At 45.8% G+C, this 11,542-nt stretch carries 12 protein-coding genes; 7 read left to right on the top strand and 5 right to left on the bottom strand.

The annotated features are described in order from the left end of the window. Positions 1–72: 72 nt before the first annotated feature. The 3 genes from CFI03_RS07015 to tlp all read right to left on the bottom strand — a co-directional run bounded on the left by CFI03_RS07015 (position 73) and on the right by tlp (position 2,781). A complete protein-coding gene (locus CFI03_RS07015; protein WP_248756956.1) occupies positions 73–654 on the bottom strand; it encodes a hypothetical protein in 582 nt (193 codons plus the stop codon). 214 nt (positions 655–868) lie between these two features. After that, entirely contained in the window at positions 869–2,449 is a 1,581-nt protein-coding gene (locus tag CFI03_RS07010) for an acetate--CoA ligase (protein ID WP_248756955.1), read from the bottom strand. A 119-nt stretch (positions 2,450–2,568) separates the two neighbouring features. Further along, entirely contained in the window at positions 2,569–2,781 is a 213-nt protein-coding gene (gene tlp / locus CFI03_RS07005; RefSeq protein WP_127492923.1) for a small acid-soluble spore protein Tlp, read from the bottom strand. Between the two features lie 233 nt (positions 2,782–3,014). On the opposite strand from tlp, the gene CFI03_RS07000 reads away from it, so the two are divergent. The 5 genes from CFI03_RS07000 to CFI03_RS06980 all read left to right on the top strand — a co-directional run bounded on the left by CFI03_RS07000 (position 3,015) and on the right by CFI03_RS06980 (position 7,402). Beyond that, the gene (locus tag CFI03_RS07000) at positions 3,015–3,557 is read left to right on the top strand and encodes a YkvA family protein (RefSeq protein WP_248756954.1); all 543 of its coding nucleotides are present in this window, start codon (positions 3,015–3,017) and stop codon (positions 3,555–3,557) included. A 95-nt stretch (positions 3,558–3,652) separates the two neighbouring features. After that, a complete protein-coding gene (locus CFI03_RS06995) occupies positions 3,653–4,132 on the top strand; it encodes a hypothetical protein (protein WP_248756952.1) in 480 nt (159 codons plus the stop codon). A gap of 64 nt (positions 4,133–4,196) precedes the next feature. Next, entirely contained in the window at positions 4,197–5,123 is a 927-nt protein-coding gene (locus tag CFI03_RS06990) for an AraC family transcriptional regulator (RefSeq protein ID WP_248756951.1), read from the top strand. A gap of 99 nt (positions 5,124–5,222) precedes the next feature. Beyond that, positions 5,223–6,731: an alpha-glucosidase/alpha-galactosidase gene (gene melA / locus CFI03_RS06985; RefSeq protein ID WP_248756950.1), complete on the top strand. Its 1,509-nt coding sequence runs from the start codon at positions 5,223–5,225 to the stop codon at positions 6,729–6,731. 212 nt (positions 6,732–6,943) lie between these two features. Beyond that, entirely contained in the window at positions 6,944–7,402 is a 459-nt protein-coding gene (locus CFI03_RS06980) for a hypothetical protein (RefSeq protein ID WP_248756949.1), read from the top strand. Positions 7,403–8,144: 742 nt separating this feature from the next. Here the strand turns inward: CFI03_RS06980 and CFI03_RS06975 are convergent. Together CFI03_RS06975 and CFI03_RS06970 are read right to left on the bottom strand one after the other, a co-directional pair. Then, a complete protein-coding gene (locus CFI03_RS06975) occupies positions 8,145–8,768 on the bottom strand; it encodes an EcsC family protein (protein WP_248756947.1) in 624 nt (207 codons plus the stop codon). A 167-nt stretch (positions 8,769–8,935) separates the two neighbouring features. Then, the gene (locus tag CFI03_RS06970) at positions 8,936–9,190 is read right to left on the bottom strand and encodes a tyrosine-type recombinase/integrase (protein WP_283094445.1); all 255 of its coding nucleotides are present in this window, start codon (positions 9,188–9,190) and stop codon (positions 8,936–8,938) included. Positions 9,191–10,081: 891 nt separating this feature from the next. Between CFI03_RS06970 and CFI03_RS06965 the strand changes: the two genes are divergently transcribed. Together CFI03_RS06965 and CFI03_RS06960 are read left to right on the top strand one after the other, a co-directional pair. Then, on the top strand, positions 10,082–10,258 hold the full coding sequence (locus tag CFI03_RS06965; protein ID WP_248756945.1) for a hypothetical protein: 177 nt from the start codon (positions 10,082–10,084) through the stop codon (positions 10,256–10,258). Next, a complete protein-coding gene (locus tag CFI03_RS06960; RefSeq protein WP_248756944.1) occupies positions 10,251–10,838 on the top strand; it encodes an ATPase in 588 nt (195 codons plus the stop codon). The genes CFI03_RS06965 and CFI03_RS06960 overlap by 8 nt, the downstream gene beginning before the upstream one ends. The last annotated feature ends 704 nt before the right edge of the window (positions 10,839–11,542 follow it).

The following is an 11,542-nucleotide window of genomic DNA, read 5'->3' as shown; positions in this document are numbered from 1 at the left end:
GATTGGGGGCTTTGTTCACAAATAATCTGAAACCAAATTCTTAATTTACGATGTAGAGGTCTCTCATTGCATTTATTCGCCTTTCAACGTGAACTTGCCGGCTTTATATGTACCAAGTTCATAGTTTTGAACAGTTACCACAATCTCTGCTGAATCATCCCATGTAGGCAGACTGCCCCAGTCATCATAGCTGCTCTTGACTTCTTCAACAATGCGAGCACACATAGCTTTCACGTCACGATCTTCCATTTCGTAAGACCCTTTGCCGTTATACTTTAATGTCATGGATGGTTGGTTTGCTACATCTAGAGTCATGTTTAATGGTGTATCGTTCCCGCTAAACATGATTTTGTTAACATATAGAGAGTCAGTAACTATACCTTGCTCAGCGTAATGTTCAAACTGAAGAAAGTTAATGAATTTGTTTGCAGTATCGATTTGTTGCTTAATTTGAACGTTGTCGTTTGTAACCTGGCTTACTTTGTATTCTGCCAGAACAAGTTTATCTTTTGTGTCGGAAAGTTGTGTGTACAATGCTACTGTCGTACCGATTAAGCCTACACAGAGAACCGTGCTGACGATTCCCAATACATTTTTCTTTTGTTTTAATGTGAATGCCGGCTGATACTGATCTTGTTTTACTTCTGCTTCCATGACCATGCTCCCTTATTCCTATGTCTATAGTACCGTACGACATTATAATCCATGGAAGGTGCTTCCGAACATGTATTTTTTGGGAAATTTCCCTGTGATTCAAGTAATTTATGTAAAAATTTCAACTGTGTTGTACACGATTCGCAACAAATAAGCCGCTGTTCGAAGCTGGGCTGTAGTAGAAGCTCGGCTTGAATAGCGGCTGTTATTTTGCTTAAGAATTCAGAAACGCTTCGCGCTGGCGAAGCTCGATTCGGCGGATTTTGCCGGAGTTGGTTTTCGGCAGCTCGTTAATGAATTCGATTTTACGCGGATATTTGTAAGGAGCCGTTACGGATTTGACGTGATCCTGCAGCTCTTTGACCAGCTCGGGGGAGCCGGAGACGCCGTCCCTCAGGACGATAAACGCTTTTACGACATGGCCGCGGATTTCATCCGGACTTGCGACAGCCGCGCATTCCTTAACGGAAGGGTGGCGGAGCAAGGCTTCCTCGACCTCAAACGGACCAATCGTATAGCCGGAGCTGATAATGATATCGTCCCCGCGGCCTTCGAACCATAGATAACCTTCCTCATCCTTGCTCGCGCGGTCGCCGGTGATGAAATACGAACCAACGATGTTGGCGCCTTTACGTTCGGGATCCTTGTAATACGACTTGAACAGGGCAGGCATGTCGGTATGAACGGCAATACTGCCGACCTCCCCCATCGGCTGCGGACGGCCTTCGTCATCAATAATCTCGACGAGACCCGGAACGATAGACTTGCCCATGGAGCCTATCTTGATCGGGGAATCCTTTAGATTGCCGATTAGAAGCGTATTTTCCGTCTGGCCGTAGCCGTCGCGGATGATGAAGCCGAACAGCTCTTCGAACTGCTTGATTACGGCTTGGTTAAGCGGCTCGCCGGCCGATACCGCGCTGCGGATCGACGACAGGTCGTAACCGGATAAGCCATCCGTCTTCGCCATAATGCGGTATTCGGTTGGCGTGCAGCACATCACCTGAACCTGGTTTTCCTGAATGATCCGCAAGTAACGCTCCGCGCTGAACGATCCGTTATAGATCAAGCCGGTTGCGCCGCTGCCCAGCACGGATAAGAAAGGCGTCCAGATCCATTTCTGCCAGCCTGGCGCAGCGGTTGCCCAGACCAGATCGGAGCTTTGGATGCCTAGCCAAGCAGCGGTGATGCGCAGATGCGCGTAGCCCCAGCCGTGGCTGTGAACGACGCCTTTCGGATTGCCGGTTGTCCCCGACGTATAAGCGAGAATCGCCATATCATCGCGGTGGGTAGCTTCGGCTTCGCGTTCTTCCGGCTGTCCTTCCATTAAAGAGCCTAGGGTGATCCAGCCATCGGTTTGTCCGCCGCCGCTTGCGTCAATCCGGAACTGCAGCGCCGGCAGCTCTTCCGTAATGTTGTCTACTTCAGCGGCACCTTCGGCCCACGCGATAACCGCACGCGCTTCGGAATGCTGGAGACGGTAGGACAGATCCTTCGCCCGGAGCATTTCGGAGGATGGAATAATGACAAGGCCAAGCTTCAAGCAGGCTACGTAGATCATATACGCTTCGATGGTTCTTGGAACCATGACGAGGACGCGGTCGCCTTTTGCCAGGCCAAGCTCGTTCAAGCCGCCCGCCAGCTGGTTCACCTGCTTCAGCAGGTCGTTATATGTAATTGACGTGGTATGGCCCTGATCGTCCAGCAAGCGGAGCGCAAGCTTGTCCGACTTGTGGCGCTCAATCTCAGAGCTGATGTTATATTGTTCGGGTGCGATCCATTGATCGAAGTTCATTAGGGCCTGCTCCTTTGTCGAATGCGTGATTCGCAGCTAATTAGCGACAGTATAGCATAGGTTGCGAACATGAAAAAGAAGACTTCCGCCGAACGCGGAAGTCTTCTGTGGCCTAACTGTTAGCCCTCTTCGTCTGCGAGCTCTTCTTCGAATTCCGCAACGCTTTCTCTGCGGCGTTCGTTCTTTTCCTCGAGCTGGTTTTGCTCCGTGCCGCTGATCTCCGAGCTGAACTCGTTTAAATACTGTTCAGTCTCCTGGATATTTTGCTGCGTGTTAGCGATATGCTCCTGCAGATGTTCTGCATTGTCCGCGCGATTGTCCGGCTTTGCCATACGTATACCTCTCCTTTATTCGTGTTGGTAGTCGGGCACCGCTTAGCACCCAACAGCTATTGTGACCCAAAGGCTGGATTTTTTATGCAAAAATAAACCAAAGTTAATTGTCTAAAGATTGGTTTTTCTGTTTAATGATATAAGAGGGCTTGTACAAGCCCGGCTTACGTCCAATCCAGCTGTATATCGGGAAGCGAATATAGAACTATTTTCAAATAGGAGGGCGGCTCTCTATGTCGGAAATTACGGTTGAATGTCCAAGTTGCGGTCACAAAAATCAGGTTGACGCTTTGAAGCTGAGGCAGGCCAAATGCGAAGCATGCCACGAAAGCTTCATTCAAGAGGAGGTTATTCCGGCCGACTTGTCGGATGAAGAGATTGCAAGCAGCGTAGAATCGCCTCCTTCGGTAAGGCAGGAGGAAGAGGTCGATACCGACTCCTGGTCCGCCAAGATTGGCGATTACGAGGAGCAAGTGAAATACGTAAACAAAGGCTTCTGGTCCAAGGTGAGAAAATACGCGGGCAAGGTGCCTTTCTCCCATGAAGCGGTGGCGATGTACTATTGCGCGATGGACCCCAATACCCCGGTAAAAGTAAAGGTTACCGCAATCAGCGCGCTAGCCTACTGGATTCTGCCGATCGACCTTGTACCGGATATTTTCCCGGTTATCGGTTACGGGGATGATGCTACGGCGATTTTCGTTGCCTATAAGGCCATCAGTTCGCATATTACGGCCGAGCACCGGGATAAGGCTGCAACCTTTTTCGCGAAATAACGGTTAAATTTTTGTAAAGTACCTCGCTTATCGTTAGCGGGGTATTTGCATCGGAAAATGATTCAGTTAGGGAAGGGCTAGGAGGAAGCAGCAACGTGAATATGACGGAAGAGAGATGCGCGATAGTAACGATAGAGGCAAGGCGGAAAAAGGTGCTGGCCTACATCCATTCGGATGCGGAGGGCTGGAAAGAGGCTGGGACGGCTCAGCAGCTCCAGCAGGTGTATGATCAGCATCGTCCGCTGCATTACGATATTTATCTGGACCTCTGCAAAGGGGAATGGCTGGCGAGGGGCGAGGCTATGGAGCTGTCTGCCGCAGATGTGTGCGTGTTATTCCGAATGATTACCGAAGGCTTGTCCTGTACCTCCGAGATGATCTTCATGGCCAGATACAAGCAGGAGCTCGAGCCGGGCAACAAGAAGGATAGAGGCAGACTCGACAGCTACTATCGAAGATTGAAGGAACGCTTGAAGCTGTACGGCATTACAACCGAGCATTATACGGTGAAGCCGGGGACCAGGTATTTCGTGATCTATCCGGAGCAATGGAACGAGGAGAGAGGGAAGCGTTGACCTTCCTTGCCGGCAGGTATATGCTGACCTTAGAGGCTATACCGGCTGCAAAGGTGGGGAAAGCATGAATGCGAACAGCTTTTACGATGCAAAGTGGAGAGACGGGGAGTTCCGGCCCAAGATCATGGCGTATTACTACAAGCAGTGGGAGGATTTCCACATGGGCTTCCACCAGCACGACTGGACGGAGTTCATGTACGTCATTTCCGGAAACTGCACGGTGGAGACGAATAAGGACGTTATCGCGATGCGCAAAGGCGATCTTATTATGCTGAACGCCGGCGTGCCGCATAGGCTGATTGTGGAGAGCGGCAGTCCGTGCCGGATGCTGAACGTAGAGTTTGGGTTCCAGCCCTGCGACGGCATCTATCCCTCGATGAACCAGCTGGCCAATCATAATCCGATGTTCTCCAAGCTGCTGGAGCAGCGGCTCGATACCATCGTGCTGAGAGACTATGAAGATATTCAAGTGAACCTGCGGAATCTCGTGTTTGAGCTGGATCTAGGCGGGGAAGGCAAGGAGCAGGGGCGCGAGATGATGACCAATCTTCTGATGTCCCAGCTGCTCGTCCGCGTTGGAAGGCTGGTTGCCGTTGAGGCGAAAAATAGCACGGAGCGCCAAATCCATCATTACGTGCGTCAAGCAACGGAATACATTCATCAATATTACGATACGGCGATCCAAGCCAAGGATATTGCGGCCGCCGTTAATCTGCACCCCGTCTATCTCCAGCGTATTTTCAAATCGAATATGAACAAGACCATCAATGAATATCTGGTGGACTTGCGTATGGATAAAGCCAAAATGCTGCTTGCCCGGACCGATGTACCCATCATTGAAGTGGCGGATCATATCGGGCTGAACAGCCGCCAATATTTCAGCATGCTGTTCAAGAAAATGACGGGCATCTCGCCTGCGGAATACCGTAAATCCAAGAATACGATTACCAGCTGGACCGATTATGAAGTTGAAATAGTTGACAACATCTAACGCAAGCTGTTGCGAATGTGGAAACGCCTTCTTTTTCCGCCTGTTAGAATAAGGGTAACGAAAGACAACACCCTTATAGGCGAAGAGGAGGCGTTTTTTATGAGTTTTAAAGTGGCATTCGTAGGTGCGGGAAGTATCGGGTTCACTCGCGGGTTGATGAGAGACTTGCTCGCCGTGCCGGAGTTCAAGGATATCCAGGTTGCTTTTACAGACATTAACGAACATAATCTCGACATGGTAACCCAGCTCGTCCAAAGAGACATCAACGAAAATGGCTTGTCCATTGAGATCCAAGCAACAACCAACCGCAAAGAGGCGCTTAAGGATGCGCGTTACGTGTTCTGCGTGGTACGGATTGGCGGACTTGAAGCGTTCCAATACGATATCGACATTCCGCTCAAATACGGCATCGACCAATGCGTCGGCGATACCCTATGTGCGGGCGGCATCATGTACGGCCAGCGCGGCATTGCCGAAATGCTGAACATCTGCAAGGACATCCGCGAGGTAGCGGAACCTAATGCGCTGCTGCTCAACTACGCGAACCCGATGGCGATGCTGACTTGGGCTTGCAACAAGTACGGTGGTGTACGTACCATCGGCCTCTGCCATGGCGTACAAGGCGGACACCACCAAATCGCGCGTGCGCTGGGCCGGGAGAAGAAGGACGTCGACATTATCTGTGCGGGCATTAACCATCAGACTTGGTACATCTCCGTGAAGACGGATGGCGTTGACCGTACGGGGGATCTCTTGGAAGCATTCGAAGCGGTGCCGGAATTCGCTCAGACCGAAAAGGTCCGCATCGACATGCTGCGCCGCTTCGGCTACTACTCCACTGAATCGAATGGCCACTTAAGCGAATACGTGCCTTGGTACCGCAAACGCGCCGATGAGATCAAGGACTGGATCGATCTTGGCGTATGGATCAACGGCGAGACCGGCGGCTACCTCCGCGTCTGCACCGAAGGCCGCAACTGGTTCGAGACCGACTTCCCGAACTGGATGAAGGCAGAGCCGTTCAAGTACACGGCCGAGAACCGCGGCGAAGAGCATGGCTCTTACATTATTGAAGGTCTCGAGACAGGCCGAGTGTACCGCGGTCACTTCAACGTCGTGAACAACGGCGTCATCACCAACCTGCCGGACGATGCCATTATCGAAGCGCCGGGTTATGTCGACCGCAACGGCATCAACATGCCGGTTGTCGGCGACCTGCCTCTCGGCCCAGCAGCCGTCTGCAACGTCAGCATCTCCGTCCAACGCATGGCCGTAGAAGCCGCCGTCCACGGCGACGACAAGCTGCTGCGCCAAGCGATGATGATGGACCCGCTCACCGGCGCGGTGTGTAATCCGAAGGAGATCTGGCAGATGGCCGATGAGATGCTCGTCGCGCAGGCGAAGTGGCTGCCGCAGTATAAGGATGCTATCGCGGCAGCGGAGGAGCGGTTGGCAAGTGGAGATTTGTTGCCAACGCGGGAGAATTATCAGGGCGCTGCGCGCCTGAAGACGAAGACGATCGAGGAGCTCAGCCAGGATAAAGAGGCTGCGACTCGCAACGCGATCGAGTCGGATAAGGCGAAGGAGCGGCCTGCGGCCGCGCATTAATAGATGTGAAAAAACTCGCTCAATCGTTGAGCGAGTTTTTTGTTTTGAGAGAATGCTGCAGGTAATTTCTTACATCATAATACTTTCACCCTGTTGTTCGGGAGATTGGATTTTATATACTATGCTTAATCAATCTTATTGCAGAAGTAGAGCGATTTTATGGCATATTAAACAATAGACGGCGTGCGTGTCTGTTTGGTCGGAATATGATTATGCAATTAGTGACAAAAGAATTGAAATTTAATACAGGCACTGCAACTGAGCCTTTAGAGCGATTCATTAAGAATGAATTTGATTGTATTCAATTTAAAGAAATATTAACGAAATTGACAGTTGCATCGTTTAATCAGAATCAAGATGCTTATGTAAAAATGAGGAGGTTCATCAACATCTTTAATAATAAAGGTGCAGCTTCTATAGATAGGAGGGCAAATAAGGCAAACATACTTTGCTCAGCAAGGATTAATTATGCAAAGCTTGGTAATATTTTAATTCTTGATGGGACAAATGCAATTACAAGGACTCTTTATAGCGGATACGAATTTAAAGATGTATTGAACAAACATAACTGCAAGAAAAGGTTGTTCCTTCGTTGGCGTATTATCAATACATCTGCTGAAGCAAGGGAAGGCGGTTCAAGAGACGATTGCAAAGGACATTCAAGGTATTAGAACGCAGATAATATTAACCCATTCCCTTTACCTGCTAAAGCAGATATTAGTGCGTATATGCATAATGGCGTTATCTCTGACGAGCAGAAATCGTTCTTTGAACATTTTAATACTGATGATGAAGTGTGTTTTATGACCAGGGCGTATTGATTGCAGTAAATGAAAAAGGGTGGAAAACCATTTCCTTAATAAATAAGTTGCCGATTGATAATCAATCGTAAGTGACCTAATTTATATATATTAGAGAAAAAATAGGACACTTTATAAATTCCTCTCGTCTCAGCACGCCTTAAATCTCGAGCATAAGCGAGTGTCTAAGGCACCGCACACTTTGCGTCAGCAAAGTGTGCGGTAGCCACCGAAGCGAAGGTACAGAGCGTAGTCTTGAACCTCTATTCGCTGCGCTCGTTTCGGTTTCGTGCATGGACAAGTTGTATAGCCATGTTGCGACCGAAGATATTAATATTGTCCGATTCCGATAATGTAATATCAAGTATTTCTAACTGTAGCAAAGGTTTTGTCGTTCTTTATTTCAAAATCTTAGATAATGCGAAAATACAAGATAATATGTGTTGAAGCAAGGAAACATAAGGTTTTATAGCATTCGTACGATAGAATGATTTAAAATGAGATCAGATGACGAAATATTGGTTTTTTAGAGATTCCCATTGATGCTTTAAGTATTACTTCAATAAAAAAGCCCACTTTCTGGGCTTTAAAAAAGAGAATTATAGATTTTATTCTATTGAATAATAAATGCTTGTTTAGCGACCTTCCCAATTGTTCTTGTAGCCGTTCCATCAAAGGTTGCTCCAACAATACCTCCAACAAGGGGAACTGCTTTACCTAGGTTTATAACACCTTTTTGTCCAAATTTGGTCAAAAGTCTGAATCCAACGGTTTGATTTATTTTAGTAATGACTGCTGAAGATAGCTTTCGAATAGCTGATTGTGTAAGCTTGGTTCCGATTACAATTCCTACCTCTTTCAATATATCCTTCGCACCATTTCCACATAGACAAATATAAACAAATGATTTTACTTGGTCATCTCGTAGATCAAAACCACCCATGTGCGCAATAGCTGCAATCATTCGAACCTGTACTAACATGACGCTCGCAATATTAGCTGGAATAGCAACAGGCATTGTAATCGCTCCACCAATACCGGTTATAAAACCAGATGTTGCAGATTTTGATACCTGCCAACGGATTAATGAATCAACCGCTTCATTAATATCCTTTGAATTCTTTAGGTAATTTTGAGCTAACTCTTCTGCTGAATCAAATCCTGTAAAACCGTTAACAGCTTTTTCATATGACCAATCTAAAGTTTTCATAATAACGTTTGCATTAACTTTGGACATAATACGACATAGCCCCCATTAAAATAGTGAAATAGTAGCAAGTCTATTATATTAGAACTTCCAAATAAAGGGTAGGTAAAATAGTGAAGGAGATGTCGTATGGTGTAATGCGATATTGTACCAATGCAGTAAAACTGACTTATTGTAATTTAATTAAGGTAATGGCTTTACATTTTTCTTAACGCATTAATCTGTTCTTGATGGCTCGGGTCAATATAGATTGCTGTTGTTTGGATATTTTCATGTCTTGCTAATCGTCTTACTATTTCAATTGGTGCTCCAGAGTTGGCTAGGTTTTTACAGAATGAATGACGAAATCTGTGTGGCGTTATATTCTCCATATTTGCAAGTGCTGCGTATTTATCAAGCATCACTTGTATTCCTCTTGCTGTAAGCTGTCCAGAGCGTTCAGAAACGAACAGGAAAGGAGAAGACGTGATTTTTTATGCACATGGAGCCCTTAGATTACAATAGGGGAGAATCATTGAGTGTTATGCTTCAATTGATACTCTGAATTTGAAGCGAGAGACGATTGGAGAAGTTTGAGTTAGTGAATTAATCTAAAATTTACAGTTGATAATTCATACCTTAATTGGTATGGCTTTTATTTGGTTTTACATGGTGTTATATTCCTATTGCAAGAAGCTATTAAAAAAGAAAGCAGGTATAAATACGTAGTATCATTTCTACCGATGAGGAATTTGAAATTGATGTTAGGTTGATTAGTTTCTTTGCGGTATTAATGAGGGTGCCACCTGATTGGATTTTGTCTGAACATCCCGCAAAAAATTGGACGTCGGATCACTATCGTATTTCAAATCCCATGGATGAAGAAACATTCCTGAGCTTTCTTCAACAGGAGAGAAATGCTAAGTATCATAAAACCTTTTGATTTACGGAACATATAAGATAAGGTCGATTCCTCTATATAATCTTTTAAAAAAAGAGTTGATAAACGATAAACCTTAAAGAAATCGTCGATCATGATGAGTCGGATTTCGTTTTACGTACCCAACTGGTTCTCAATTATCTTCTGTATGGATTAGTAGAGCCTTTGTGGGTATAGGTATTTCTCAGTTTAGTCTAAACGACATATTTTTAACTACCAGGAATAATGAGAGGATCTATTCGGTGCCAAAGCTAATAAATCCGTTTGGTCAACAAGTTGTTCAAAAAACTGTGTATTATTTAAAACATAGATAAGTTCCCGCTTGGTCAAAAGCTGACCAGGAGGGTTGTTTATTCGGCGTATGCTTTATTGTGTTATAATAAGAATCAAATGTCGTAGTTGTTTAACGAGGGCGGTGAAACGTATGAATCAAATCAAAGACCTGCAAAAACTTATCAAGCTCACTGGTGATCGTGCTAAGCTGGATGCCAAGGCAAACGAAACATACATTGTCTATAAAACGTTAGAAGGCCAGATTGTGAAGGAATATAATGACGGTCATGTTATCCCTGTGACCGGACAGGATTCCCCTCATGCATGAACTATCACCGATGATGTACGTTTTTGCGGGGAACAATGGAAGCGGGAAAAGCACCATACGAAATCTTATTGTTGACCGTCTTGGAATAAGCGTTAATATTGATCCCGATGCACTGGCAAGGGGCATTGATTCGGTACATCCGGAGAGTCGTAAAGTGACTGCAGGGAAAGAAGCCATTAAATTAGCTAGGGAATGTATTCGTAATGGTAGGGATTTTTCAATAGAAACAACGTTGGCTGGCGGGAATGTCATTCGGCTCATGCGAGATGCCAAAATGAACGGATTCGAAGTTACCATGTTTTATGTTGGTCTAGGCGATTATCATTTGAATATCGAGAGGGTAGCTGTCCGTGTTAAAAATGGTGGACATCACATTCCCTCCGAAGATATTAAAAGGCGCCATGATACCTCTATCCAAAACTTGCTCTCTCAGCTTCAACTAATTGATCACTTGATCGTGATTGATAATAGTCAATCAGAAGGCAGGATTATATTAGGGGCAGATCATGGTACAGTAACTTATCGATTAGAATCTATACCTTCGTGGATTGAATGTATTGTACAGAAATTGAATCCTTAGTAAGAACAGCCTGTGAGTAGGGCTGTTCTTTTATTTACTAGGGAATTGTATCGCTTAGTTGTAAATTAAAATACCTTCAAGAGGAGGCCTCAGCGTAAGAATACGGAGGATAACTTTTGAAGGTGTTTTTGCTTTGGACGTTCCAGAACATTCATTCGCTGACAATCTGTTGCCATCAACGGTGCTTTATGATGGAGTTACGTGGATAAATATACTGAGACCACAGATCTAGGTATTAGGTACTTCCTTAAAAAGGGATTGCAGGGAGAATGTCGAAAGTTGAGGAGTGAAGCAATTAGAGGAGGGGTGGCTGCAGTGAGTATTAACCGACTTAGAAGTGTTGAGCTCATCGAGCAAATCATATTGAAATGCAGATCTTGCAACAGTAATGTAACAGCACGCAAGTTAGAGGTTTCCTATGCAGCCAATCAGACGAGAAAGCATTCCACATTTCTTATGACTGACGTGTTGTACTGTAATAAGTGCGACAAGGGATACGTGCTGTCAGCTTTTCAGAAAATAATGGATTCCAATAATCGAAGCTGGATTATACAGTCTCAAGTATCTTCTGCAGCTCCTAAACTGCCTGCCTTAAGTCGAGCAGCAGCATCTGCCCCGTCCGTTAATAGACAAACTCCAAATAAAATTAAGCTTGATTTCATTGATCTCGTTCTTGCTGATCATGAAGAGATGTGCAGGAAATG

The sequence above is a fragment of the Paenibacillus sp. ATY16 genome (assembly GCF_003399985.2).
Taxonomy (GTDB): Bacteria; Bacillota; Bacilli; order Paenibacillales; family Paenibacillaceae; genus Pristimantibacillus; species Pristimantibacillus glycanilyticus.
Note: the sequence above shows the minus strand (reverse complement) of the source record. Positions and strands in the feature narration are given on the sequence as shown.

Excerpts from the sequence above, each read along its gene's own strand:
- CFI03_RS07015 (WP_248756956.1), bottom strand. The coding sequence starts at position 654 with ATGGAAGCAGAAGTAAAACAAGATCAGTATCAGCCGGCATTCACATTA.
- CFI03_RS07010 (WP_248756955.1), bottom strand. The coding sequence starts at position 2,449 with ATGAACTTCGATCAATGGATCGCACCCGAACAATATAACATCAGCTCT.
- tlp (WP_127492923.1), bottom strand. The coding sequence starts at position 2,781 with ATGGCAAAGCCGGACAATCGCGCGGACAATGCAGAACATCTGCAGGAG.
- CFI03_RS07000 (WP_248756954.1), top strand. The coding sequence starts at position 3,015 with ATGTCGGAAATTACGGTTGAATGTCCAAGTTGCGGTCACAAAAATCAG.
- CFI03_RS06990 (WP_248756951.1), top strand. The coding sequence starts at position 4,197 with ATGAATGCGAACAGCTTTTACGATGCAAAGTGGAGAGACGGGGAGTTC.
- melA (WP_248756950.1), top strand. The coding sequence starts at position 5,223 with ATGAGTTTTAAAGTGGCATTCGTAGGTGCGGGAAGTATCGGGTTCACT.
- CFI03_RS06980 (WP_248756949.1), top strand. The coding sequence starts at position 6,944 with ATGCAATTAGTGACAAAAGAATTGAAATTTAATACAGGCACTGCAACT.
- CFI03_RS06975 (WP_248756947.1), bottom strand. The coding sequence starts at position 8,768 with ATGTCCAAAGTTAATGCAAACGTTATTATGAAAACTTTAGATTGGTCA.
- CFI03_RS06965 (WP_248756945.1), top strand. The coding sequence starts at position 10,082 with ATGAATCAAATCAAAGACCTGCAAAAACTTATCAAGCTCACTGGTGAT.
- CFI03_RS06960 (WP_248756944.1), top strand. The coding sequence starts at position 10,251 with ATGCATGAACTATCACCGATGATGTACGTTTTTGCGGGGAACAATGGA.